Annotated in this window: 21 protein-coding genes; 13 read left to right on the top strand and 8 right to left on the bottom strand. The window is 73.4% G+C overall.

Features of this window, described 5'->3' with window-relative positions:
- Positions 1–34 precede the first annotated feature (34 nt).
- The 3 genes from CRP30_RS14865 to CRP30_RS14855 are packed head-to-tail and all read left to right on the top strand — an operon-like array spanning position 35 to position 3,231.
- Entirely contained in the window at positions 35–1,546 is a 1,512-nt protein-coding gene (locus CRP30_RS14865) for a DNA-3-methyladenine glycosylase 2 family protein (protein ID WP_235003421.1), read from the top strand.
- On the top strand, positions 1,546–2,079 hold the full coding sequence (locus CRP30_RS14860) for a methylated-DNA--[protein]-cysteine S-methyltransferase (protein WP_097184697.1): 534 nt from the start codon (positions 1,546–1,548) through the stop codon (positions 2,077–2,079). The genes CRP30_RS14865 and CRP30_RS14860 overlap by 1 nt, the downstream gene beginning before the upstream one ends.
- A gap of 60 nt (positions 2,080–2,139) precedes the next feature.
- Positions 2,140–3,231 carry a DNA recombination protein RmuC gene (locus CRP30_RS14855; protein WP_235003420.1) on the top strand — a complete coding sequence of 364 codons (1,092 nt, stop codon included), beginning with the start codon at positions 2,140–2,142 and terminating at the stop codon, positions 3,229–3,231.
- 6 nt (positions 3,232–3,237) lie between these two features.
- On the opposite strand, the gene CRP30_RS14850 is transcribed toward CRP30_RS14855, so the two are convergent.
- Complete coding sequence (locus CRP30_RS14850) at positions 3,238–4,224, bottom strand: 4-hydroxy-3-methylbut-2-enyl diphosphate reductase (protein WP_097184696.1); 987 nt, start codon at positions 4,222–4,224, stop codon at positions 3,238–3,240.
- A gap of 129 nt (positions 4,225–4,353) precedes the next feature.
- Here CRP30_RS14850 and CRP30_RS14845 point away from each other — a divergent pair, with 129 nt between their 5' ends.
- From CRP30_RS14845 to CRP30_RS14835, 3 genes are all read left to right on the top strand, one after another.
- Positions 4,354–5,697: a hypothetical protein gene (locus CRP30_RS14845; RefSeq protein WP_097184695.1), complete on the top strand. Its 1,344-nt coding sequence runs from the start codon at positions 4,354–4,356 to the stop codon at positions 5,695–5,697.
- Between the two features lie 79 nt (positions 5,698–5,776).
- A complete protein-coding gene (xseA, locus tag CRP30_RS14840) occupies positions 5,777–7,024 on the top strand; it encodes an exodeoxyribonuclease VII large subunit (RefSeq protein ID WP_097184694.1) in 1,248 nt (415 codons plus the stop codon).
- A complete protein-coding gene (locus CRP30_RS14835; RefSeq protein WP_097184693.1) occupies positions 7,021–7,236 on the top strand; it encodes an exodeoxyribonuclease VII small subunit in 216 nt (71 codons plus the stop codon). Before xseA ends, CRP30_RS14835 begins: the two co-directional genes overlap by 4 nt.
- 18 nt (positions 7,237–7,254) lie before the next feature.
- Here the strand turns inward: CRP30_RS14835 and CRP30_RS14830 are convergent, their stop codons facing one another.
- Together CRP30_RS14830 and CRP30_RS14825 are read right to left on the bottom strand one after the other, a co-directional pair.
- The gene (locus CRP30_RS14830; protein ID WP_097184692.1) at positions 7,255–7,458 is read right to left on the bottom strand and encodes a hypothetical protein; all 204 of its coding nucleotides are present in this window, start codon (positions 7,456–7,458) and stop codon (positions 7,255–7,257) included.
- A gap of 264 nt (positions 7,459–7,722) precedes the next feature.
- On the bottom strand, positions 7,723–8,337 hold the full coding sequence (locus CRP30_RS14825; protein WP_097184691.1) for a DUF4245 domain-containing protein: 615 nt from the start codon (positions 8,335–8,337) through the stop codon (positions 7,723–7,725).
- Positions 8,338–8,414: 77 nt separating this feature from the next.
- On the opposite strand from CRP30_RS14825, the gene glpX reads away from it, so the two are divergent.
- Positions 8,415–9,458, top strand: coding sequence for a class II fructose-bisphosphatase (gene glpX / locus CRP30_RS14820; protein ID WP_200814761.1), 1,044 nt, complete (start codon positions 8,415–8,417; stop codon positions 9,456–9,458).
- Positions 9,459–9,473: 15 nt separating this feature from the next.
- On the opposite strand, the gene CRP30_RS14815 is transcribed toward glpX, so the two are convergent.
- On the bottom strand, positions 9,474–10,157 hold the full coding sequence (locus CRP30_RS14815) for a DUF1707 SHOCT-like domain-containing protein (RefSeq protein ID WP_097184690.1): 684 nt from the start codon (positions 10,155–10,157) through the stop codon (positions 9,474–9,476).
- 108 nt (positions 10,158–10,265) lie between these two features.
- Entirely contained in the window at positions 10,266–11,168 is a 903-nt protein-coding gene (locus CRP30_RS22790; RefSeq protein ID WP_200814760.1) for a hypothetical protein, read from the bottom strand.
- A 206-nt stretch (positions 11,169–11,374) separates the two neighbouring features.
- Between CRP30_RS22790 and CRP30_RS14805 the strand changes: the two genes are divergently transcribed.
- Both CRP30_RS14805 and CRP30_RS14800 read left to right on the top strand, forming a co-directional pair.
- Entirely contained in the window at positions 11,375–12,781 is a 1,407-nt protein-coding gene (locus CRP30_RS14805) for a class II fumarate hydratase (protein WP_097184689.1), read from the top strand.
- Positions 12,782–13,088: 307 nt separating this feature from the next.
- Positions 13,089–14,372 carry a DegT/DnrJ/EryC1/StrS family aminotransferase gene (locus CRP30_RS14800; protein WP_097184688.1) on the top strand — a complete coding sequence of 428 codons (1,284 nt, stop codon included), beginning with the start codon at positions 13,089–13,091 and terminating at the stop codon, positions 14,370–14,372.
- A 44-nt stretch (positions 14,373–14,416) separates the two neighbouring features.
- Here the strand turns inward: CRP30_RS14800 and CRP30_RS14795 are convergent, their stop codons facing one another.
- Positions 14,417–15,061, bottom strand: coding sequence for a PglD-related sugar-binding protein (locus CRP30_RS14795; RefSeq protein WP_159961741.1), 645 nt, complete (start codon positions 15,059–15,061; stop codon positions 14,417–14,419).
- A gap of 191 nt (positions 15,062–15,252) precedes the next feature.
- Between CRP30_RS14795 and CRP30_RS14790 the strand changes: the two genes are divergently transcribed.
- From CRP30_RS14790 to CRP30_RS14775, 4 genes are all read left to right on the top strand, one after another.
- A complete protein-coding gene (locus tag CRP30_RS14790; RefSeq protein ID WP_097184686.1) occupies positions 15,253–19,434 on the top strand; it encodes an FkbM family methyltransferase in 4,182 nt (1,393 codons plus the stop codon).
- Between the two features lie 118 nt (positions 19,435–19,552).
- Complete coding sequence (locus CRP30_RS14785) at positions 19,553–20,842, top strand: citrate synthase (protein ID WP_097184685.1); 1,290 nt, start codon at positions 19,553–19,555, stop codon at positions 20,840–20,842.
- Positions 20,843–20,980: 138 nt separating this feature from the next.
- The gene (locus CRP30_RS14780) at positions 20,981–21,172 is read left to right on the top strand and encodes a hypothetical protein (RefSeq protein ID WP_097184684.1); all 192 of its coding nucleotides are present in this window, start codon (positions 20,981–20,983) and stop codon (positions 21,170–21,172) included.
- 185 nt (positions 21,173–21,357) lie between these two features.
- Positions 21,358–23,343 (top strand): NlpC/P60 family protein, encoded by a 1,986-nt coding sequence (locus CRP30_RS14775; RefSeq protein WP_235003419.1) that lies wholly within the window; start codon positions 21,358–21,360, stop codon positions 23,341–23,343.
- 75 nt (positions 23,344–23,418) lie between these two features.
- Here the strand turns inward: CRP30_RS14775 and CRP30_RS14770 are convergent, their stop codons facing one another.
- Together CRP30_RS14770 and CRP30_RS14765 are read right to left on the bottom strand one after the other, a co-directional pair.
- A complete protein-coding gene (locus CRP30_RS14770; protein WP_097184683.1) occupies positions 23,419–24,180 on the bottom strand; it encodes a hypothetical protein in 762 nt (253 codons plus the stop codon).
- A complete protein-coding gene (locus tag CRP30_RS14765) occupies positions 24,177–24,524 on the bottom strand; it encodes a hypothetical protein (protein ID WP_097184682.1) in 348 nt (115 codons plus the stop codon). The genes CRP30_RS14770 and CRP30_RS14765 overlap by 4 nt, the downstream gene beginning before the upstream one ends.
- Positions 24,525–24,534: the final 10 nt, after the last annotated feature.

Below are 24,534 nucleotides of genomic sequence, written 5' to 3'. Positions count from 1 at the left end.
GTGCACGTCGTCCCCCGCTGGCATGCTCGACGTCGTGACCCCGCCCCTGGACGCCGAGCGCTGCTACCGCGCCGTGGCCGGACGCGACGCCCGGTTCGACGGCTGGTTCTTCACGGCGGTCCACACGACCGGCATCTACTGCCGCCCCTCGTGCCCGGCCCGCACCCCGCTCGCGCGCAACGTCAGCTTCTTCAGCACGGCGGCCGCCGCGCAGGGCGCCGGCTTCCGCGCCTGCCGCCGCTGCCGGCCGGACGCCGTCCCCGGATCACCGGAGTGGGACGTCCGTGCCGACGTCGTCGCCCGCGCGATGCGGCTGATCGCCGACGGCGCGGTGGAGCGCTCGGGCGTGCCTGGGCTCGCCGCCCGGCTCGGCTACTCCGAACGCCAGCTGCACCGGCTGCTCGTCGCCGAGCTCGGCGTGGGCCCGTTGGCACTGGCCCGGGCGCAGCGGGCGCAGACCGCGCGCATCCTGATCGAGACCACCACGCTGCCCATGGCCGACGTCGCCTTCGCGGCCGGGTTCGCCAGCATCCGGCAGTTCAACGACACCGTCCGCGAGGTCTTCGCCGCCACCCCCACCGACCTGCGGCGGAAGAGTCCCGGCACGACCAGCGGGGCGCCCGGCTGGCTCACCCTGCGGCTGGCCGCCCGCGCTCCGTACGAGGCGGCGGAGGTCCTCCTCTTCCTCGGTGCGCACGCCGTGCCGGGCCTCGAGGAGTGGGACGGGACGACGTTCTCCCGCGTGCTCGACCTGCCCTCCGGGCCGGCCGTCGTGCAGCTCTCCCCCGCACCCGACGGCGGGGCGGCCGTGATCGCCCGGCTGCGGCTGGCCGAGCTGCGCGACCTCGGCGCCGCGGTGTCCCGCTGCCGCCGGATGCTGGACCTGGACGCCGATCCGGCCGCGGTCGACGACCTGCTGGGAGGCGACCCCGCGCTGGCCCCGCTCGTCGCCGCCGCACCAGGACGGCGGGTCGCGGCCGCCCCGGACGCCGACGAGCTCGCGATCCGCGCGGTCCTGGGGCAGCAGGTGTCGGTGGCCGGTGCGCGCACCCTGACCGCGCGCCTGCTCCCGGCGGGGATCCCGCTGGCCGAACCGGTCGGCACGCTCACCCACGCCTTCCCCCGGGCGGCTGCCCTCGCCGACGCCGACCTCAGCGCCGTGGGGCTCACCGGCGCCCGCCGCCGCACCGTCACGGCGCTCGCGTCGGCCCTCGGGTCCGGCGACATCGCCCTCGACCCGGGCACGGACCGCGAGGAGGCCGGCCGCGCGCTGCTCGCCGTCCCCGGCATCGGCCCGTGGACGGCGGCCCTGGTGGGCATGCGCGGTCTGGCCGACCCCGACGTCTGGCTCCCCGGCGACCTGGCGCTGCGGAGGTCCCTCACCGCGCTCGGCAGCTCCGACGCCGACGCCGCCACCCGCTGGCGGCCGTGGCGGTCCTACGCCGTGATGCACCTGTGGGCGCTCGCCGTGCCCTCTCTCTTCACCCGCCCGGCCACACCCCTCACCCGACCGGTACCTGACCTCTCCCTCCCGAGGAGCGCCTGATGACCGTCCCGACGATCGCCCGCCACGCCACCGTCAGCACCCCGCCCGGCCCTTTCACCGTCATCGTGGACACCGATGCCGACGGGCAGGACGTGGTGATCGCCAGCGGCTGGACCGCCGACATCGCCGACCTGCTGCCGGTCGTCCACGCGTCGCTGCGCCCCGCCGGCAGCGAGCCCGTCGACCGGTTGCCGGTCCTCGACGAGGTGGAGAAGTTCTTCGCCGGCGACCTGACGGCCATCGACGACGTGGTCGTCCGGCAGCGGTCGGGCCCGTTCCTGACCGAGGCGTGGGAGGTGCTGCGCACGGTGCCGGCCGGGCGCCCGGACACCTACGCCGGCTTCGCCACCCGCTGCGGCCGGCCCGCCGCCGTCCGTGCCGCGGCCAACGCGTGCGCCCGCAACGCCGCCGCACTGTTCGTCCCCTGCCACCGGGTGCTCGGTTCCGACGGCGGGCTCGGCGGATTCCGTTGGGGCACCCCGGTCAAGCGGTGGCTGCTCGACCACGAGGCGGCCCACTCGCCCGGGGCGTGACGACGCCACGCACCGCCGACCTCCACGGAACTGTCGGTCCCGTCCGGCAGCCTCCGGGACATGGATGCCGCTTCCCTGCTCACCGGTCTCCTCCTGGGCGCCCTGCTGGCCACCGCCGTCACCCTCGGAGTCGTCACGCTGCTGTCCCGTCGGCGCCCCGAGGACGCCGGCCTGGAACCGGTGCACGAATCCCTCGACCACCTGCACCGGCTGCTGGCCGGCATGGAGCGCGCCCGCGCCACGGCGCACGGCGAGCTGCGCGAGCAGATGGGCACGGTCGGCCAGACCTCCGCGCAGCTCAAGCACGAGACGGCGGCGCTGGTGACGGCGTTGCGCACGCCGCACGTCCGTGGGCGCTGGGGCGAGGTGCAGCTGCGCCGGGTGGTCGAGGTCGCCGGCCTGGTCGAGCACTGCGACTTCGTGGAGCAGCCCGGCGGCACGAACGACCAGGGCGCCGGCGTCCGCCCCGACCTGGTGGTCACGCTGTCCGACGGGCGGCAGGTCATCGTCGACGCCAAGGTGCCGTTCACCGGCTACATCGAGGCGGTGCAGGCCACCGAGGAGTCGGTCCGCGTCCAGCGGGTGACCGTGCACGCCCGACAGCTGCGCGCGCACATCGACGCCCTCGCGGCCCGGCGCTACCCGACCGCCTTCCGGCCGGCGGCACCGTTCACGGTGCTGTTCGTGCCCTCCGACGGGTTCCTCATCACGGCGCTGGAGGCCGAACCCGGTCTGCTGGAGTACGGCTTCTCCCGTGACGTCGTCCTCGCCACGCCGAGCACCCTGCTCGCCCTCCTGCGCACGGTCGCCTACTCGTGGCGGCAGGAGCGGCTGGCCCGCGACGCCGACCAGGTGCTCGAGGTCGGCCGTCTCCTGCACGCCCGGCTGACCACCCTCTCCGGTCACCTGACCCGGCTGGGTTCCGCTCTCGGCACGACCATGACCCGGTTCAACGAGACGGTCGGCTCCTACGAGCGGTCGGTGCTGACGGCGGCCCGCCGCTTCGACGACCTCGGCATCGCCGGGACCGCGGTGCCGGAACCGGCCCCGGTGCAGGCGACCGTCCGCGCCCTGCGGCCGAGCGAGCCGGCCGGCTTCGACGAGCCCTTCGGCCCGCTGGAGGAAGCGGACCGGGACGGGACGAGCGGCTGACCCGGCTCAGTCGCCGGTGTTCTGCGCGGCCTGCTGCGCGTTGGCCTTCTCGGCGCGGCGCAGCTCGTGCGGGAGTGCGAAGACGAGGCGCTCCTCGGCGGCCTTCACCGTCTCGACGTCCGGGTACCCGCGCTCGGCCAGGAAGTCCAGCACCTCGCTGACGAGGATCTCCGGCACCGAGGCACCGCTGGTGACGCCGACCGTGCCCACGCCCTCGAGCCAGGCGGGGTCGATCTCGGACGCGAAGTCGACCAGGTGCGAGTCGCGGGCGCCGGCCTCGAGGGCGACCTCCACCAGACGCACGGAGTTGGACGAGTTCGTGGAGCCCACGACCAGCACCAGGTCGCACTCGCCGGCCATCTGCTTGACGGCCTGCTGGCGGTTCTGGGTGGCGTAGCAGATGTCGTCGCTGGGCGGGGACTGCAGCCCGGGGAAGCGGTTCTTCAGCTGATCCACCGTCGCCAGCGTCTCGTCGACCGAGAGCGTGGTCTGCGACAGCCAGACGACCTTCTCCGGGTCGCGCACCTGGACGTTGGCGACGTCGGCGGCGCCGTCGACGAGCTGGATGTGGGCCGGCGCCTCACCGGCGGTGCCCTCCACCTCCTCGTGACCGCGGTGGCCGATCAGCAGGATGTCGAAGTCGTCGCGGGCGAACCGCTTGGCCTCCTGGTGCACCTTGGTCACCAGCGGGCAGGTGGCGTCGATCGTGCGCAGCTGCCGGTTCGCCGCCTCCTCGTGCACCGCCGGGGAGACGCCGTGGGCGCTGAAGACGACGACCGAGCCCTCCGGGACCTCCTCGGTCTCCTCCACGAAGATCGCGCCGCGCCGCTCGAGCGTTGCCACCACGTGCTTGTTGTGGACGATCTGCTTGCGCACGTAGACCGGAGCGCCGTGGATCTCCAGCGCGCGCTCGACGGCCACGACCGCACGGTCGACGCCGGCGCAGTAGCCCCGGGGATCGGCCAGCAGGACACGTCCGCGCTGATCAGCCATGCCTCCACTGTAGGTGCGTCCGCGCGTGGAATCCCCCGTTCTGCGGGGTGGGACCGGACACGGCCACCTGCCCGGGTGGATCTGGACACACCGGGTGTCACGCAGGAGGTTGTGGGGCACGCTGTGCCCATGGCTAGAGAGATCCCTGAGGTTGTCCGCGCTGCCGCCGGTCTGGCCGCCACCGTCCTGGACGAAGCACGCAAGCTGCCGGAGACCCTGCCGGGTCTCCCGGTGCGCGTCATCGGCATCGCCATGCAGCAGGCGATGAAGGTCCAGCAGCAGTACGCCGGTCTGGTGGCCCGCGGCGATGAGCTGCTGACCGGGATCCGTGGGGAGAACGAGCCCGGGCTGGCCACGTTCGACGACGAGGACGAGACCCCGGCACCGTCGAACGGCTACCGCGAGTCGGCCTTCGACCGCGCCGGTGACGACGTCGGCGCCCTCGACGAGACCCTGACCGACGCCGAGGTCGAGGGCCTCCCGGCAGACCCGCCCGCGGACACCATCACGGCCGTCGTCGACGAGCTGGCCGAGCAGGTGGAGACCGGGCAGCAGCCGATCGAGGAGCTGGTCGAGGAGGCGCCGGAGATCGAGGAGATCCTCGACGAGATCGCCATCGACGAGCTGGTGGACCAGGCGCCCACCCTCGAGGAGACGGCACCCGCCACGCCTGCCCTCTCCCTCGTCGAGGACGCGCCCGCGACGGAGGACGCCGACGCGCTGGAGAGCGCTCTGCTGGAGTCCGACGACGTCCCGGCCGCCGTCGACGCCACTGCCGTCGACGCCGCGGAGACCGCGGACGTCGCGACCACCGTGGACGTGCTGACCCCCGAGGGCGAGATCGCCACCGTCGAGGCCACGGTCACCGACGAGGGCGTCGCCGCCCCGGAGGCGCCCGAGGCCGACGTGCCGGCCGCCGACGACGACACCGTCGCCACGACGGACGCCGCTGCCGAGACGCCGGAGGTGCCCGCCGCCGGCGGCAAGTCCAAGAGGCCCGCCAAGGCGACCAAGCCGCGCAAGGCCGCCAAGAGCAAGGGCGGTGCTGCTGACGACGACGCTCCCGCCCCCGGGACCGGGGCCACGGACACGACCGACGCTCCCGCCGCCGGCGACACGGAGACCGGCACGGCGACCGTCACCGACGAGAGCGGCTCCCCCGTCGCCGCCGCCACCACCGGCGCGGACACGGACGGCGACGCGAGCACCGCGACGGACGAGGCCCCGGGCGCCGGCGAGGCCGCCGGTTCCCCCACGGTCGGCAGCGCACCGATCGAGGGCTACGAGGGCTTCTCCATCGCCCAGTTGCGCGGCCGCCTCCGCGGCTACGCGCTGAGCACCGTCCAGGACCTGGTGTCCTACGAGGAGTCGACCCGGTCCCGCGAGCCCTACCTCCGGTTGCTGCGCAACCGGCTGGAGAAGCTGGAGCGGCAGGCGGTCGAGTCCAGCCCGCTGGCCCCGCGCGGCGCATAGCCGGCACCGTTGCCCGACGGCCCCCTCGCACCATCGAGGGGGCCGTCGGCATGTCCGGGCCGTCCGGCAAGCTGGAGCCATGACCGCGCCGTCCTCCCCCGAGGCACCGTGGCCGGTCCGCACCGTCGCCCGCAAGATCGCCGACTGGATCGGCCGCCTCGGCGAGGTCTGGGTCGAGGGGCAGGTCGCCCAGTTGTCCCGCCGCGGCGGCGCGGCGACGGTCTTCCTCACCCTCCGGGATCCGGCCGCCGACCTGTCGGTGCCCGTCACCTGCCACCGTGACGTCGCCGAACGCCCCGGACTCGAGCTCACCGAGGGCTCGCGCGTCATCGTCCGCGCCCGGCCCGACTACTACGTCGCCCGCGGGTCGTTCTCCCTCCGCGCCACCGAGATCCGCGCGGTCGGCCTCGGCGAGCTGCTCGCCCGCATCGAGCGCATCCGCCGCCTGCTCGCCGCCGAGGGCCTGTTCGACGCCGCCCGCAAGCGCCCGCTGCCCTTCGCGCCGGGCGTCGTCGGCGTCATCACCGGACGGGACAGCGCCGCCGAGCGCGACGTCCTGGTGACCGCCCGCCGGCGGTGGCCCGCCATCCGCTTCGAGATGGTCAACTGCGCCGTCCAGGGGCCGCAGGCCGCGCAGAACGTGATCGACGGGCTGCGCCGGCTGGACGCCGACCCGACCGTCGAGGTGATCGTGATCGCCCGGGGCGGCGGCTCGGTCGAGGACCTGCTGCCCTTCTCCGACGAGGGCCTGGTGCGGGCGATCGCGGCGACCCGCACCCCGGTCGTCACCGCCGTCGGCCACGAGACGGACACCACGCTGGTCGACCACGTGGCCGATGTCCGCGCGGCCACCCCGACCGACGCCGCACACCGCGTGGTACCCGAGATCGGCGAGCAGCGGCGGCTCGTGGAGGGGCTGCGGAGCCGCGCCCGCTCCGTCGTCACCGGGCGCCTGGACCAGCAGGTCCGATGGCTGGAATCCGTGCGCACCCGCCCGGTGCTGGCCTCGCCCGACCGCTTGCTGCACGGTCGCGAGGAGGACGTCGACGGGCTGCGGACGCGCGCCCGCCGAACCCTCGTGCACCGCGTGGAGGGGGCCGAGCGCGACCTCGAGCACGCCCGCGCACGCGTCGCCGCCCTCTCCCCCGCTGCCACCCTCGAGCGCGGCTACGCCGTCGTGCAGAGGGCCGACGGGTCCCTGGTCCGCGATCCCGCGGACGTGACCGACGACGAACGACTGCGCATCCGGGTGTCCGGCGGCCGGCTCACCGTGCGCGTCGACCGCGAAGCCGACCCCAGCGCCGATCAGGAAGAGAAGCAGTCATGAGCGACACCGAGCCGACGACCACCTACGAGCAGGCCCGGGAGGAGCTCGCCGACGTCGTCCGGCGGCTCGAGGCCGGCGGCCTGACGCTGGAGGAGTCGCTGGCCCTCTGGGAGCGCGGCGAGGAGCTGGCGAAGCTCTGCCAGCACTGGCTGGACCGCGCCCGCGAGCGCCTGGCCGCGGCTGCCCCGGCGGACGACGCCGACCGTTCCTGATCGGCGCCGTCCCCGAGGTCAGGCGGCCTGGCGGAGCAGCCCGTCGTCGGTGACCACCAGGCCGGCCGCCGCGAGCGCCGCGATCATCCGGTCGGCACGCCGGCGCAGGATGCCCGCCATCCGCAGCTCGTCGGGACGGTGGTCGGCGAGGTCCGGGGCCAGCGGGTCACCCGGACCGTCGTAGAGGCAGCGCGCCAGCGCGTCGCGCACCTCGGGCCGCACGAGCGGACCGGGACGCGCCGGAGCTTTCGGCGACGGCACCCGGGTCACCATCCCGCAAGCACACGAACCGCCGGTGGCGGGGGGCCGGTGGTCGCCGCCGGGGCAGAAGGCACGAGGGGACATACGGGCTCCTGGGAGATGCGCGAGGGTCTCGCGGGACTGGTGGGGCGGTAGCGTCCCGAAAGCCACCGCGGGTCGGCACGCGACGCACCCGGCAGATACCAGGTCGTGATGTTCGACACAGGATCGTCACACTGGCGCGGCTCAGGGCGCGTAGGGCTCCACCGCCGCGGCGACGGCCTCCAGCTCCTCGTCGGGCGCGGAACCGGTCACCAGCACCGTGACGCCGTCGGCCTCGAGAGAGAGCGCCGTCTCGTCGTCCGCCGTCGTCGACCGGGTCCACCGCTCCCCGCCGATCTCGACAGTCCCCTGCTCCGTCGCGCCCCCGAGCACCGCCGTCACCGGGTCGGCGCCCCGGTCGTCGCTGACGACGAACCCGGCGAACTCCTCCGACGGCGTCAGGTACCCGATCTCCAGCGTCACGGGATCGCCCTCACCGGCGGCTCCCGCATCGGTGCGGGCACTCGTCGGGCGGTACTCCTCGTCGTCGAGGCCGGTCGGCACCAGGAGCGGGTAGTCCGCCCGGGCGGCGGCCAGTTGCACGGACGACGACGGGTCGACCGTCCGCACCCCGACGTCGCCGCTGGAGCGGAACGCCTGCCAGCCCACGATGAGCAGGCAGATCACGACCAGGGGCAGCAGCGACCGGAGCATGTTCGCCGCGCTCATCCGGTTGGCCCGCTCGATCGCCGGCGACACCGCAGGGGTCTGCTCGGCGGGGGTGGGTGCGTGCTCGCTCGACGGGCCGACTCCGGTCATGCACCTAGGATCGCAGCAACGCTCACCCCGCCTCGCCGCCCATGGCCACGCCCCGGGGAGCTTCTCCAGGAGGTCCCGTGTCGCTGCCCCTTCCCGAAGGCCCCGTCCCGGCGAGTTCCGGGTTCGGCACCGACCGGCCCGCTCCCGACCGCAACCTCGCCCTCGAGCTGGTGCGGGTCACCGAGGCCGGTGCCATGGCCGCGGGGCGCTGGGTGGGCCGCGGCGACAAGAACGGCGGCGACGGCGCCGCCGTCGACGCGATGCGCGCACTCATCGGCACGGTGAGCATGAAGGGCGTCGTCGTCATCGGCGAGGGCGAGAAGGACGAGGCGCCCATGCTCTACAACGGCGAGCAGGTGGGCGACGGCCAGGGGCCGGAGTGCGACGTCGCGGTCGACCCGGTCGACGGCACGACCCTCATGGCCAAGGGCATGCCCAACGCGATCGCCGTCATGGCGGTCGCCGAGCGCGGCGCCATGTACGACCCGTCCGCCGTCTTCTACATGGAGAAGCTGGCCACCGGGCCGGCTGCGGCCGACGTCGTCGACATCACCGACCCGGTCGCCGAGAACATCCGGCGCATCGCGAAGGCGAAGAAGAGCTCGGTCGGCGACGTCACCGTCTGCATCCTCGACCGACCGCGGCACGACCAGCTGGTGCACGAGGTCCGCGAGGCCGGCGCACGCATCAAGTTCATCACCGACGGCGACGTCGCCGGCGCCATCGCCGCCGCCCGCGAGGGCACCGGCGTCGACCTGCTGCTCGGCATCGGGGGGACGCCCGAGGGGATCATCGCCGCCTGCGCGCTCAAGTGCATGGGCGGCTCCCTGCAGGGCAAGCTGTGGCCCAAGGACGACGACGAGCGGCAGAAGGCGCTGGACGCCGGGCACGACCTCGACCGCGTCCTGCACATCGACGACCTGGTGCGCGGCGACGTGTTCTTCGTCGCCACCGGCATCACCGACGGCGAGCTGCTCCGCGGCGTCCGCTACAGCGCCGGCGGCTGCACCACCCAGTCGCTGGTCATGCGATCGAGGTCGGGCACGATCCGCTCGATCGACAGCCTGCACTCGCTGGAGAAGCTGCGCGCCTACTCCGCCGTCCCCTTCGACCGGGACTAGGAGCAGGACCGCCCCTCAGGAGGGCGGCGGGGGGAACGGCGGCGGTGCTCCCGTCATCGGCGGCGAGGGCGGGAGCTGCCTGCGCTGGGCCAGCCGCTCCATCAGCTGGCCCCAGCGGGTGGGCGAGTCACCCGGGGCGAGGCTGCGCAGCTTCAGGTCGCCGAAGGTCGCCCTCGCGTGGACGACGACCAGCGGGGTTCCCGTCAGGCGCTGCACGGGGGCGAGCTGCACCTTGCGGTTGCCGAAGATCGTGCGGCCGTGCAGCTCGGCGTCCACGCCCTCGGCGATGATGACGTCGATGTCGCCGAACACGGTGCTGAGGTACAGGTCGATGCGCTCGGCCCCGGTGCGCAGGGTGCGCAGGTCGAGCCGGATGTCGCCGAACACGGTCCCGACCCGCCGCGGCGGGTCCGACGCGACGGTGAGGGAGACGTCGCCGAAGACGCTCGAGATCTCCTCGGGCGACCGCTGCCCCACGATCTGCACCGGCGGGGGCGCGTTCGCGGGCAGATCGGCCACCAGCCGCTCCAGCTCGGCCTTGGTCACCGCCGCGTAGGCGGCCTCGGCCCGCTGCCCGAACTCGTCGAGGTCCAGACGACCCTCACCGACCGCCGTCTGCAGGCGGACCACGACCGCCTCACGGTCGACGTCGGAGGCCCGGACGGCCGGGACGCCGGCCACGGAGTCGTCATCGGTCACGGGAGCCGACGCTAGCGGACCCGACGCCCGACGCGCCCGCTCCGTGGACGCGCGACGGCCCGGCCCCTGGGGAGGGCCGGGCCGTCGGTACGTGCGTGTCGCGGGCCGTCAGTCCGACGGGAAAGCGACCGTGCAGAACACCGAGTCGGCGTCGGAGATCGGCTGACGTCCGGCACAGGTGCCGCCGTAGACCTCGTACAGCGAATCGCGCTCCGAGGTCCGGTACAGCTCGTCGCAGGACTCCATGGTGCCGGCGAAGCAGTCCTGCGCCAGCGCATCCAGGACCGGGTCGTCACCCAGGCCCTCCGGCGGGACCGTGGCCGGCGGGATGTCGCCACCCGGGCTGGGCTCGCTCGAGGAGGAGGACGAGGACGAGCGGGAGCTCGACGAGGTGCTCCGCTCGGAGCTCGACGTGGCCGCTTCGCTGCTCGTGCTGGCGCTGGTGCTCGTGCTCGCGGTGGCGTCGCCGTCGTCGCCACCGAGCAGCAGCCACAGCGCGATGCCGGCGCCCACCAGCAGCACGACCCCGGCGATCGCGACGGCGATCACCGTGCTCCGGTTGGACTTCGGCTGCCCGCCCGGGCCTCCGGGCGGGGCCCACTGCTGCCCCGGCTGGCCGTACTGGCCGTAGGGCTGCTGACCGGGCTGGCCGTACGGCGGTTGACCGGGCTGACCGGGCTGGCCGTACGGCGGCTGGCCGTAGGGCTGCTGGCCGTAGGGCTGCTGCCCATAGTTCGGCTGACCCGGCTGACCCGGCTGACCCGGCTGGCCGTAGGGGGGCTGCTGGCCGTAGGGCGGCTGGCCCGGCGGGCCGTAGGGCGGTTGGCCCTGCTGGCCGTAGCCCGGCTGGCCGAACTGCTGGGTCTGGTCGCGCTGCCCCTCGGTGCCCGGGGGCTTGCCGATCTGCCGGGTGGGCTCGTCGGACCCCTCCGGCGGGTTCCACCCCGGCTGCCCGGACTGGTCGCCCCCGGACTCGTTGCCACCCTGTGGCGGGTACGGGGGCTGGGACACGGGGATCTCCTCGCAGCGGGGACGGGGTCGGCGCACCGGATGCTAGGGGGCCGGAGGCCCCGATCTCCACCGCATCCGCCCCGGCCGCTCCTCCGCGCGCCGCTCATCGGCGCCGGAACCCCCGGACCGGGACCGTGGACTCCGCCCGGGGTGTCTAGGGTCCCTCCCGGAGCACAGTTCTCATCCACACCACCCGGGAGCACACCGTGGCCCAGCACGACGGCGCCGAGCAGGACTACCGCATCGAGCACGACTCCATGGGAGAGGTCCGCGTACCCGGGTGGGCCAAGTGGCGGGCGCAGACGCAGCGCGCCGTCGAGAACTTCCCGATCTCGGGCACGCCGATCGAGCGGGAGCTGATCGGCGCCCTGGCCGCCATCAAGGGCGCCGCCGCGGCGGTGAACGCCGAGCTGGGCGTGCTCGACACGACGATCGCCGGCGCGATCACCGAGGCCGCCGCGAGCGTCGCCCGGGGCGAGTGGGACGAGCACTTCCCGATCGACGTCTTCCAGACCGGCTCGGGGACGTCGAGCAACATGAACACCAACGAGGTCATCGCCACCCTCGCCACCGAGTCGCTGGGCGCACCCGTGCACCCGAACGACCACGTCAACGCCTCGCAGTCGTCCAACGACGTCTTTCCGTCGGCGATCCACATCGCCGCCACGCGCGCCATCGTCGTGACGCTCATCCCCGCCCTGCAGCACCTCGAAGCCTCGCTGGAGCGCAAGGCCGAGGAGTTCGCCGAGGTCGTGAAGAGCGGCCGCACCCACCTGATGGACGCCACGCCGGTCACCCTCGGCCAGGAGTTCGGCGGCTACGCCGCGGCGATCCGCTACGGCGTCGAGCGGCTGCAGGCGTCGCTCCCCCGCGTCGGCGAGCTGCCGCTCGGCGGCACGGCGGTGGGCACCGGGATCAACACCCCGCCCGGGTTCGCCGCCGCGATCATCGAGCGGCTCGCCGCCGACATGGAGCTCCCGCTGTCGGAGGCCCGCAACCACTTCGAGGCCCAGAGCTCGCGTGACGCCCTGGTGGAGGCCTCCGGCCAGCTCAAGACGATCGCCGTCGGCCTGGTGAAGATCGCCAACGACCTCCGCTGGATGGGCTCGGGCCCGCGCACCGGCCTCGGCGAGATCTTCCTGCCCGACCTGCAGCCGGGCAGCTCGATCATGCCCGGCAAGGTGAACCCGGTCATCCCCGAGGCGACCATCCAGGTGGCCGCCCAGGTCATCGGCAACGACGCCGCCGTCACCTTCGCCGGGACGACGGGCAACTTCGAGCTGAACGTCACCCTGCCGCTGATGGCGCGCAACGTCCTGGAGTCCATCCGGCTGCTGGCCAACGTCAGCCGGATCCTGGCCGACCGCACCGTCGACGGCATCACCGCCAACGTCGACCGCTGCCGCGAGCTGGCCGAGTCCTCCCCCTCGATCGTCACGCCGCTGAACAAGTACATCGGCTACGAGGAGGCGGCGATCGTGGCCAAGCAGTCGCTCAAGGAGCAGAAGACGATCCGGCAGGTCGTGGTCGAGCGCGGCTACGTCGAGCAGGGAAAGCTCACCGAGGAGCAGCTGGACGCCGCCCTCGACGTCCTCTCGATGACCCACCCCTGACCGCAACATCCCGGGCTGTCGAAACCACGGTTCGGGACAGCTGGGGCGTCTGGGGTCGATGGGCGGCTCTGGTTCCGGAAACTCGGCGCAGCCGCGTGGCAACGGCGAGTCGCAAGAGCCAGGTCGCGCCGGGCGGGTGAACATGCCCTCTGTCCGGAGTCGGGCGGGACCTGCCTGCCCTCCCCCGAACGGCCCCGGTGTGGTCGGTCCGCGCCATCCAGCACCCGAGCCGGATCGCCGTCGGGGCCCTCGATGAGACGCCTCGGGCGTCCTTCCGGCGGACCCCGTCACGTGAGGAGCGCACCCGGTGGTTGCACACGAGCTGATCCGCTTCCAGGCGCCGACGCTGCCCAGCCTGCGCGAGGTCGAGCCCTGGTTCGCCGAGGCCGAGCGGTTGCGCTGGTTCTCCAACGGTGGCCCGTGCGTCGCCCGGCTGGAACGTGCCTGTGCCGACCGCCTGGGCCTCGAGCACCCTGGCGTAGCAGTGAACAACGCGACGTCCGGTCTGATGGTGGCGCTGCGCGCCGTCCTCGGCACCCCGCAGGGCCAGCGTCGCCTGGTTGCGGTGCCGTCGTTCACCTTCATCGCCAGCATCAATGCGGTGAGGTGGGCGGGGTTCGAGCCGGTGTTCATCGACGTAGATCCCTACGACTGGCAGCCGTCCGAGGCGTCGCTCGCCCAGCTGCGGGGTTTGCGCAGCTCCCTGGCCGGGGTGCTGCAGTGCTCCACTTTCGGCACCGCCCCCAGCCGGGTGCGCCGGACCTCGCTCGCCGCGGCCGCGCTCGACCTCGGCGTGCCCGTCATCGTCGACTCCGCGGCGGGGTTCGGAGCCGTCGACGAGGACGGCTGCACCCTGGGCGACCAGGGTGAGGCGGAGATCTTCAGCTTCCACGCCACCAAGCCCTTCGCGGTCGGAGAGGGAGGGCTAGTCACCTCCCGCTCCGCCGCGGTCCTCGACTCGCTGACCGAGCTCGTCAACTTCGGGTTCGACAACACCCGTTCGGTGACCGGGCACCTGGGCATCAACGGGAAGATGCCCGAGCTGACGGCGGCCGTCGGCCTCGCCGTGCTCGACCGGTTCGACCACGTGCTGGCGCACCGCCGCGCCGCTGCCGAATGGCTCCGCAGCGAGCTCGAGCCCGCTGGCCTCGCGTTCCAGGGCGGCTCCGCCGGCTCCACGTTCCAGTTCGTTCCAGTGGCTCTGCCCAGCGGCGCCTCCCGCGACCTGCTGCTGCAGAAGGCACACGACGCCCGGATCGAGGTCCGCGCGTACTTCGACCCGCCGATGCATCAGCTGCCGGTGTTCGCGTCCGTCCAGCGCGCCGGTGAACTTCGCGTCACCGAATCGCTGTCCCAGCGCATCGTCGCCCTGCCGATGGCCAACGACCTCAGCGCAGGGTCCCTGGAGCGGATCCGGGACCTGGTGCTCCGCGTCGTCACGACGACGCCACGCCGTCCGCGGTTCATGGCCTCGCCGGCGCCCTCCTCCCGCGCACCCCGCATCGTCCCCCACCCCCTCAAAGTGATTGCCGGGAGCGCAGCGGAGGGCCCCGGAGTCGCCCCGGTCGCCGCCTCCCGACCGGTGCCGTGACCCCCGCGCCGCTGGTCGTAGACGGGCGTGCCGGGAGGAGGTGCTCAGCCCGGGCCGAGCGGACGGGCGGGGTTGCCGGCCACCGTCGTCCCCGGGGCGACGTCGTGGACGACGACCGCGCCCCCGCCCACCACGGCACCGCGACCGATCCGGCGTCCGGGCAGCACGATGGCACCGACTCCGAGGACGGCGTCATCCTCGACCACGACCCCACCCGCCAGCAGCACGCCCGGGCCCAACGTCACCCGGTCGCCCAGCCGGCCGTCGTGGCTCAGCGAGCAGCCCGTGTTGAGGTGACAGTGACGGCCGAGCGCGACGGCCGTGCTGATGTGGCTACGCGGGAGGACCACCAGGCCGGGGACCTCCCGCACGGCCTCGGGAACGGTGCTCAGCGGGCTCACCGCCTGCACCGGCTCCAGGCCGCGACCTTCCGCGAGCGTCACGAACCTTCGTCGCAGCGCCGGGTCCCCGACCGCCGGAAGGTAGTGGCTGGCGTCCTCCGGAAGTGCGTCGACCAGTCCGTACCCCCGTTCCCGGACGAGCGCCGCGGCCGCCTCGGCGGTCGACCCCGGCTCGGCGAAAACCTTCGTCCGCTCCCGCGCCGGGCCCTCGGGGAGGGACTCCAGAACGTCGAGGACCTCTCGCGCGTGCCCGCCCGCGCCCATCACGACCAGTCGTATCACTGCCACCCCAGGCTTGTCCGACGTCACCCTCCTCTCGGGCGGGTTCAGACACATCTTGACCGATCGCCACGGTCCCGCCCCCGACCCGCGCACCCTGGACGTCCCCCGCGCTCGGCCCGCGTCCCGGGCGCCGACCGCGTCGACCGGATCCACGACGCGCTCCTCCGACCCTGTTCCTCGAAAGGCGATCGCCGCGCATGACAGCACCCCGAGTCAGCGTCCTCCTGGTCATCCGGGATGGCGGGACGCTCCTCGAGCGCGCGCTGGAATCGATCCGGATACAGCGACTCGACGAGGCCGTCGAGGTGGTCGTCGCCGACGAGTCCTCCGGCGACCGAGCGCTGCCAGTGATCACGGCGTGGTCGGAGCGGGCGACCGTCGAGGTGCGTGTCCTCGCCGGCGAGAACCGACCCGGCGCCGCGCTCGGCCTCCATCGCGGGTTCGCGGCATGCCGAGGCCGCTACGTCGCTGCGCTCGCCGATGACGACGAGTGGGCCTCGCCCGAGGAGCTGCGACGGCAGGTCCAGCTGCTGGACACGCAACCTCACTTGTCCATGGCCGCCACGGGCGGCTCCGTCCACGACAGCGGCCCCTCCGCCCACGTCGAGGTGACCGCTCGGCAGCTCGCGCAGGGTGACGTTGCCGTGACGTGGAGCCGCGCCACGTACCGGGCCGAGGCGGTGGAACGGCTCCACCCGGAGATCTTCGAGACGGCAGCCCACGACTGGCTGATCGCGCTGGCGATGACCGGGTACGGCCCGGTCGGACTGCACCCGGACGCCGCTCCGGGGCACCGGGCGCACCAGGCAGATGTGCACGAGCTGGTGCCCAGCCACCTGCACCTACTGCCGCCGCACGTCGCCCGGGAGTTGATTGCGGGCACCGGTGCAGCGGTCACGCGTCCCGATGACGCCCCGGCCGCGCCCGGAGTGGCCGTCGCCGAACCGGACGGTGCTCGCGCGATCGTGGTGCTGGACGACTACTTCCCGACGAAGGGCACGGGCTTCCGCATCGCGGAGTTCGACTGGATGTTGCGCCACGGCGTCGTCAGCGAGGTCATGACGACGATCGAGCCGCTGGAGCCGCTGATCACGGAGTACGCAGACCTCCACCCGCGGACGGCCACCCAGGTATCGCCGTACGACCCCCGCCGGCTCGCGGACTATGGGTGCGCCTCCATCATGTTCCTGAACAACGCCGCACAATTCCTGGATGACCTGGAGCGGACCCCGCTGCCGTTCGTGCTGACCCTCTACCCCGGGGGCGGCTTGCATCTCGGCGAGGCCGCCGCGGAGCGCAAGCTGCGGCGGGTTCTGCGCTCCCCGCAGCTCCGGCACGTGATCACCACCCAGCCGTTGGTGACCGACCTCGTGCAGACCATCACCGGTGGATCGGTCCCGGTCACCGAGGTGCTCGGGGTCGTGGTCGACCCTGGCTACCTGCGGTCGGGCCCGGGCCTGCGGACGAACTACTTCGGCAGCGGCAAGCCGACCCTCGACGTCTGCTTCGTGGCCCACCGCTACACCGCCGATGGCTCGGACAAGGGGTTCCCCGTCTTCCTGGAGTCCCTGCGCCTGCTCAGGGACGCAGGTCTGCCCGTCCGCGGCCACGTCGTCGGTGGTTTCGGACCCTCGGACCTGGCCGGCGAGCACGCGAATCTGGACTTGAGCTTCTCGGGGGTGCTCAGCACGCCCGAGTTGCGGCAGTTCTACTCGGGGATGGACGTCATCGTCTCCCCGACGGCCTCGGGTCGTCTCGCCCCCGGCGCATTCGATGGCTTCCCGACGGGGGCCTGCGTCGAGGCGGCCTTGTGCGGGGTCGCCCTGGTCGCGACCGACCCGCTGAACCAGAACCGCCTCTACACGGACGGCCGCGACATCCACATGCCGCGTGCGGACGTCGTCGAGGTCGTAGCGCGGATCCTCGACTTGGTGGCGGACCCCGACGGCGTGCGCCGTGTCGCCCAGGCCGGCCTGCGGACGACGCGACAGGCGTACGGGGTGGACGCCCAGCTGTGGAGCCGACGCCGCGTCTTGGAGGCCACCCGGGCCGCCGCACACGACCATCAGGAGAGCACGCCCGTGGCCGATCCCCTCGTCAGCATCCTCGTCCCGACCTACAACGGTGAGCGGTTCCTCAAGGCGGCGCTGAGATCCGCGCTCGGGCAGAGCCACCGCAACATCGAGGTGATCGTCGGCGACGACGGCTCGACCGACCGCACCCCAGACATCCTCGCCGCTGTGGCAGCGGAGGACTCCCGCGTCCGCGTGCTCCGGTTCGACCCCAACATCGGCCCGCTCGAGAACCCGCGTCGGCTGCTGGCCGAGGCGCGCGGCGAGTACGTGAAGTACCTCATGCACGACGACGTCCTCGGGACCGATTGCGTGCGGGAGCTGGTGCGCGGCATGCAGCAGCACCCGGAGGCGACGATGGCCTTCTCCCACCGCGTGCGCATCGACGAGCAGGGCAGGGCGATCCCGCAGCACGAGTTCCCCAAGCTGGCAGACCGATCCCGGCTGCTCGATGGCCGCGAGCTGGGCAACGCCGTGCTGCTCAACTGCACGAACGTGATCGGCGAGCCGACCACGGTGCTGTTCCGCCGCGATGACGTCTCCCCCGACGAGCTCTGGACCATCGACGGCCGGACCATCGACGTGCTCAACGACGTACAGCTCTGGCTGCACCTGCTCGCGAAGGGACCGGCCTACTACACCCCCCGCAGCCTGAGCCGATTCCGCTTCCACAGCGGGCAGAACACCCACAACCCCCGCTACCTCGGCCGCGGCGAGCGCGACTGGTCCCGACTGGTCGACTGGGGCGCACGCCACGGGTTCCTCGCGGGCGACGGCCAGGAACGACGAGCCCAGGCCCGGGCTCTGGTGGAGGCCGCCAATCGCCTCCACCAGCTCATCGACACCCCCGACCACGGAGCTGCGCTCGAAGCAGCCTTCCTGTCCACGGCCGCCCTCGTGGAGCTCACCCGCCCCACGCCGGCCACCCGTACCACCGGGCTGCCCGAGCGGGCCCACGGCCCCGTTGTCCGCGACCGGCTCGTCCAGGAACTGGACGTCTGGACCCGCGAGTATCCCACGGCGCTAGCTGCCCCCGCCCTCGTGCCGGCCGAGGTCAACGCCACGGTGCAGGCCCTCCGCGAGCTGCTGGCCGCCGGCGTGTCCCGGCAGGCCATGGTGGCGGTACACCCGGCGGACCTCGACCGGGCCGTCCCCATGCTCGAGGACGCCCTGAGCGCGGGGCCCGACATCGACCTGGAACTCGTACCGACCGAGGACCCCGCGGTGCTCCTGCCCCATCCCTGGCTCGCAGTGGTCCCTCGCGACCGCCGGTGGCACCACGGGCGTGCCTTCGCGACGTGGACGTTCGATCTCCCGGACGGTGCGGGCACGGAACAGCCGGGGGTGACCCGTTTCCGACTCCCTGACTGCCAGGAGATCCTCGCCGACCTGCAGGTCCACGTCGGGGACTTCAGCGCGATGTGGGAGGCGCTGACGGCGGCGGAGTTCGGACGGTCGGGTCGTCGCACCGACCTCCTGTCCCTGGTAGGCGCGCAGTTCGTCCAGGACTTCGAACGGCGACGGGCCGACGTCCCGCCGGACCGGCCGTACTTCACCGGTACCGTTGCCGGGGGCCTCCAGTACATGGGTGACGCCCGGGACTGGCCGTCAGCTCTGCACGCCATCGATCCGGGGTGCAACAGCACCCTCATCGACGCGCTCGAGGGGGAGCTCTCACGGCGACCGGGCAACTACATCGACGTGGGAACCAACATCGGCGTGGTCGCGGCGAGCGTGGCTGCGCACCTCGCGCCGGGCGGCCAGGTCTTCGCCTTCGAACCGTCTCCTGAGACGCTGCGATTGGCCGCGTCGACCATCGCGCTCAACGACGCGGAGAACGTGACGCTCTTCAATGCCGCGGTGAGCGACACCGACGGTTCACTTGTGTTCAACGCGACACCGGGCAACAGCGCCATCGCGTCCGCACGACGGCACGCGTTCGGCCTGCTCAATGAGTGGGAGCAGGTCACCGTCCCGGCGGTCCGGTTGGACACTCTGTACGCGGCCGGCGAACTCGACGGCGTCACCCTGCTGAAGGTCGATGTCGAGGGCCATGAACCCAGCGTGCTCCGTGGCGCCCTGGAGTTCATCGCCGCTGTCCGGCCCACAGTCGTCTACGAGTACACCCCTGTCGCCGCCGCCGACCACGGCTGGACGCAGGAGGACTCGATCGCGCTCCTCAGCCGTGCCGGCGAGTTCGAGTTCACCGCGCTCGCCGAGAGCGACGGCCAGGTGTTGCCCTTCCCGCTGCCGCCCGGGTACCTCGGCCAGGTCAACGTGTTCGCGCGCCCCGTCCCGCACTCCTGACCCCGTCCCTGCGGCGGTGACTGGCACCCGGGCGCGAGCCGGAGCCGGTCGTCGGCTGATCCGCGCACGGGGGACGTCGCCGGGCGTCCCGGGCGGCGGCCCAGTAGCGTCCGAGACCGTGACCGAATCAGATGTAGCCCTGCGCTACCCCGGTGGAGAACTGCCCCTGCCCGTCGTGAAGGCGGCCGAGGGATCCGACGGCTACGACACGAGCAAGCTCCTGTCGACGACCGGCAAGGTCGCCCTCGACATCGGCTTCGTGAACACGGCCTCCTGCGCCTCGGCGATCACCTACATCGACGGTGACGCCGGGATCCTGCGCTACCGCGGCTATCCGATCGACCAGCTCGCGGGCAAGGCCAGCTTCCTCGAGGTCACCTACCTGCTGATCTACGGCGAGCTGCCCACGGCCGACCAGCTGGGGGCGTTCGACCAGCGGATCCGGCGGCACACGCTGCTGCACGAGGACCTGAAGATGTTCTTCAACGGCTTCCCGCGCGACGCGCACCCGATGCCCGTGCTGTCCTCGGCCGTCAGCGCGCTGTCGACCTTCTACCAGGACTCGCTCGACCCCTTCGACGAGGAGCAGGTCGAGATCTCGACGCTGCGCCTGCTGGCGAAGGTGCCGACGATCGCCGCCTACGCGTACAAGAAGTCCGTCGGCCAGCCCTTCCTCTACCCCGACAACTCCTGTGGCCTGGTGGAGAACTTCCTCCGCATGACCTTCGGCTTCCCGGCCGAGCCGTACGACATGGACCCCGACCTGGTCAGCGCGCTGGACCAGCTCTTCGTCCTGCACGCCGACCACGAGCAGAACTGCTCGACCTCCACGGTGCGGCTGGTGGGGTCGTCGCACGCCAACCTCTTCGCGTCCGTGTCGGCCGGCATCAACGCGCTGTTCGGTCCGCTGCACGGCGGCGCGAACCAGTCGGTGCTGGAGATGCTCGAGGCGATCCAGCGCGACGGCGGCGACATCCCTCGCTTCGTGGAGCGGGTCAAGAACAAGGAGCCGGGCGTCAAGCTGATGGGCTTCGGCCACCGGGTCTACAAGAACTACGACCCGCGCGCGGCCATCGTGAAGTCGACCGCGGACACCGTGCTGGACAAGCTCGGCGGCAACAACGAGCTGCTGGACCTCGCCCGGCAGCTCGAGGAGATCGCGCTCAAGGACGACTACTTCATCCAGCGCAAGCTCTACCCGAACGTCGACTTCTACACGGGCCTGATCTACCGGGCGATGGGCTTCCCGACCCGGATGTTCACGGTGCTCTTCGCGATCGGCCGGCTGCCCGGCTGGATCGCGCAGTGGCGGGAGATGATCGCCGACCCGTCCACCAAGATCGGCCGGCCCCGCCAGCTGTACGTCGGGGAGACCGAGCGGAGCTTCGTGCCCGTCGAACAGCGCTGATCCACCGACGACGTCCCACGGGCCGGGCAGCCCTCCCCACGGAGGTGCTGCCCGGCCCGAGCCGTGTCCCCCCTACGGTGAGTGCGCCGCACCCGGCGCCCGCACCCGCGGAGGAGCCGCACACCAGGAGGACCGCCCATGGCCGACCCGCCCGGCGACGACGTCCTCGTCGTACCTCCGATCCCCCTCGCCAGCGGCAGCCTGCTCGAGCCCGAGCACGACGGGCCACCGGTCCGCATCACCAAGGTCGAGGTCGTGGTCTCCACCGAGGACGGCGGCGAGCTGCGCATCCCACTGGTCCACCGGCACGGCGCCTGGTGGGCCCCCTGACCCCTCCCCCGCACGGGTCACCTCCCCCCAGCTACCCGAAGGTTCACCCTCACCCGGAGGGGTGAGAAGGCCTCACCCCCCGTTCAGCGACTCCCCCCGGCACGTCGATACGTGGTCAGAACGCCCCAGCTGCACCCGCAGCCGGGGCCGGCCACGACACGACGAGACCACCGGGGGACGCTGCAGTGCCTGCACCGCGCACGTCCACCGCCCGCCCGTCCGCCCGCCCGTCCGCCCGCCCGGTCCTCAGCGCCCGCGAGGCGCAGGCGCTCCGCGAGGCGATGGCCCTCCGGGCACTCGCCGCCGGTCAGCCGCTCACGCCGGTCCAGGCCGCCGCGCTGCGCACCGCAACCGCCCAGCGCACGACTCCCGGCGCCTCGCGCACCGCTCCCCGTCCCCCGGCCCGTCGTCCCGCCGCGAAGGGCCGGACGGCCACCCCTGGCCTCACCCGGCGCCCCACCAAGCCCCGCCGTCGCGCCGCCCAGCGCCCTGCGACCCGCACCGGCTCCGCCTGGCCGACCCGGCTGCGCGTGGTCGCCCTCAGCACCCTGCTCCTGCCCGCGGTCGCCGCGCTGGTCCTCCCCGGCGCCGGCGACGGCCGGCGGAACGGGTCGCTCGACGACACGTCCCTCGCTCTCGCGGCCCAGAGCTCCATGCTCGAGGACGCCGGTCGGTACCGGCTGCTGGAGCAGGAGGTGGCCCAGCGCCGCACGGAGCTGCGGCAGGCGCAGGACGCCGAGCGTGCCGCCCGTGCCGACGTCGAGGCGCGGCAGGCGACCGTGGGCGTCACCGCGGCCAAGCTGTACCGGGCCACCCCCCACGAGCGCTACCCGCTGCTCTCGCTCTCCGTGCGCGACGCTGCCATGACCTCCGGGGCGCTCTACGGTCAGTCGCTGGCCGAGCGCGCCGACCGGGAGCTGACCGCCGAGATCGTCCGCGCCCAGCGCAGCAGCGTCGCGCTGGCCGTCGCGGGCGACCGCGTGGCCCTGGCGGAGTCCGCGGTCCGGGAGGCCGACGACCGCGCCGACGCCGTCCTGGCCGCGGTGCGGTCCACGGTCGACGACTTGACCCCCGAGATCACCTCGGTGCTGGCCGGCCTCGGCGCCGTCCCCGTCACCGGCCCCCAGCAGGAGCGCAACCAGCAGGCCACGGCCCGCTGGCAGCAGTACCTCGGTCAGCTGGCCGCGGCCGGCATCGCGCCGCCGCCGGCGGCCGACATCGCCGACCCCGCCGACCTGCCGGCCGGCTTCACGCCCGCGCTCGACGCCGCGGGGCAGCCGATCCCCGGTGTGGTGTGGGCCGTCATCGGCAGCAGTCCGGTCACCGTCGTGTCCGCGGAGACCGCGGCCGCCGTCAGCACGGCGCTCTCCCAGCTCGGCAAGCCGTTCGTCCCCGGCACCACCGGGCCGGACAGCTACGACTGCGGTGGCTTCACGGCGGCGTCCTGGCTGCGGGCCGGTCACGCCGTCCCGGCGACCCCTCAGGACCAGTGGGCCACCGGCGCGCCCGTGCCGCTGGACAACCTGCAGATCGGTGACCTCGTGTACGCCCCCGGCGGGCAGGACGTCGCCATCTACCTCGGCGACGGCGAGGTCGTCGGCGCCTCCGCGACGACCTTCCAGGTCTCCGTCCGATCCCTGACCTCCGGTTCGACCGCCACCCGCGTGACGCTGCCTGCGCCGGCGCAGCCCAACCCGCCCCTGCCCGTGGCGGAGGCCGGTGCCTGTGGCGCTCCCCTGCCGCCGGCCGGCGAGCGGACGGCTTCCTGGGGCGGGTGGAGCAACGGGCAGATCCCGGGCGAGGCCCTGTGCCAGCTGGGCGTCCACCGGCACGCCCTGCGCTGCGACGCCGCGGCGTCCTACGGCCAGCTCGACGCGGCCTTCACCGCGGCGTTCGGCACCCGGCTGTGCATCACCGACTCCTACCGCTCGCTGGCGTCTCAGGTCTCGGCGTTCGCCCGCAAGCCCAAGCTCGCGGCGGTGCCCGGCACCTCCAACCACGGCTGGGCGCTCGCGGTCGACCTGTGCGGTGGCATCAACGTCGAGGGTTCGCCGCAGTTCACCTGGATGACCGCCAACGCCGCCCGCTTCGGGTTCGTCCAGCCCGACTGGGCCGCACCCGGTGGCGAGAAGCCCGAGCCGTGGCACTGGGAGTACGGCTACATCTCTTGACGGGACGCGCTGGGACGGCCGGCGTTCAGGAGCCCGCGCCGAGCGTGCGAGGCGCGGGGGAACGCTGGTCCTTCGTCAGATCCAGGGCAGATCGGCCAGGCGCCGCCACGGCAGCGTGACGCTGGCCTCGGTCGTCTCGCCCGCCAGCCGTGCCGCGATGGACGGTCCGGCGCATGCCACGGGCCGCCGCGGCGTGACGACGACGTGCATGTCGGGCATCGCCAGGCCTGCGTCGGCGATCCGCTGGAGCATCCGCTCCGGCGCGACCAGGGCGGCGCTGGAGAGCACCGGGACCACCGGGTGCGACCACAACGCGACCGGCCCCTCGACCCGGAGGTCGAGCCGCACGTCGTGCGCCCGGCCGGACGCGCGGGACCGGGTGCGGAGCAGGGCGACGCCATCGACCGGAACCGACGGCGTCCACGGCAGGGCGAGGTCGCCCCGGCGCACGACGACCCGCCAGCCGATCGCCGTCTCGCTGCGGTCGGACCAGTCGAGGACGGCGACGCCCGCCGTGGCCGCCGCGGCGTCGGTCACCGGACGGTGGGCCACCCAGGAGACCAGGGCGGCGCCCATCGCCTCCTGGGTCGGGGGGACTCCGGCACGTGCCATGTCGTCGGCGAGCTCGCCCAGGTGGATGCGCACCCGGCGCTCGTCCTCCTCCAGCACGACCAGCGAGCCCGCGCCGGAACGCTGGACGAGATCGAGCCGGAGCCCTGGGGTGGCCAGGCCGGGCAGCACGGCGTGGGCGACCTCCAGGAGGTCGGCCACGTCGATCCGGACCGGACGCAGCCGCTGGAGCAGACCGGCCGAGCCGCCGAAGCGGGGATCGGTCATGCGCTCGCGTTCCCGACGAGCAGGGCACGGACGCCGTCCGGCAGCTCGGGCAGCGCCAGCACGCTGGCCAGCTCCGCCGCGCTGAGCCGCACCGGCAGGACGTCCTCGTCCCAGCCGGTGGCCAGCCGCACACGGGCGGCCGAGGCGGGCCACACCGCGTCCCGTGCGGCAGCGACGTGCAGCTCGGTGAGCACGTCCTCGAGGTGGATGACCGCGACCGGGTGCACCAGTCGGCCGGTCAGCGCCTGGCGCACGGCGGTGGCGAGCTGGGTGCGCTGCCCGGCCGCGAGCCAGTGCGGGACGAGCACCTCGGGGCCGGGTCCACCGGCGGGGAGCACGCTCACGCAGCGACCG

It is taken from the genome of Blastococcus haudaquaticus (assembly GCF_900230285.1).
Classification (GTDB): domain Bacteria; phylum Actinomycetota; class Actinomycetes; order Mycobacteriales; family Geodermatophilaceae; genus Blastococcus_B; species Blastococcus_B haudaquaticus.
The sequence above is the reverse complement of the archived record's forward strand: the minus strand, read 5'-3'. Positions and strand labels throughout refer to the sequence as shown.

Bases quoted from the DNA above. Each gene is read 5' to 3' on its own strand.
- CRP30_RS14860 (WP_097184697.1), top strand. From the start codon at position 1,546: ATGACCGTCCCGACGATCGCCCGCCACGCCACCGTCAGCACCCCGCCC.
- CRP30_RS14855 (WP_235003420.1), top strand. From the start codon at position 2,140: ATGGATGCCGCTTCCCTGCTCACCGGTCTCCTCCTGGGCGCCCTGCTG.
- CRP30_RS14850 (WP_097184696.1), bottom strand. From the start codon at position 4,224: ATGGCTGATCAGCGCGGACGTGTCCTGCTGGCCGATCCCCGGGGCTAC.
- CRP30_RS14845 (WP_097184695.1), top strand. From the start codon at position 4,354: ATGGCTAGAGAGATCCCTGAGGTTGTCCGCGCTGCCGCCGGTCTGGCC.
- xseA (WP_097184694.1), top strand. From the start codon at position 5,777: ATGACCGCGCCGTCCTCCCCCGAGGCACCGTGGCCGGTCCGCACCGTC.
- CRP30_RS14835 (WP_097184693.1), top strand. From the start codon at position 7,021: ATGAGCGACACCGAGCCGACGACCACCTACGAGCAGGCCCGGGAGGAG.
- CRP30_RS14825 (WP_097184691.1), bottom strand. From the start codon at position 8,337: ATGACCGGAGTCGGCCCGTCGAGCGAGCACGCACCCACCCCCGCCGAG.
- CRP30_RS14790 (WP_097184686.1), top strand. From the start codon at position 15,253: ATGACAGCACCCCGAGTCAGCGTCCTCCTGGTCATCCGGGATGGCGGG.
- CRP30_RS14780 (WP_097184684.1), top strand. From the start codon at position 20,981: ATGGCCGACCCGCCCGGCGACGACGTCCTCGTCGTACCTCCGATCCCC.
- CRP30_RS14770 (WP_097184683.1), bottom strand. From the start codon at position 24,180: ATGACCGATCCCCGCTTCGGCGGCTCGGCCGGTCTGCTCCAGCGGCTG.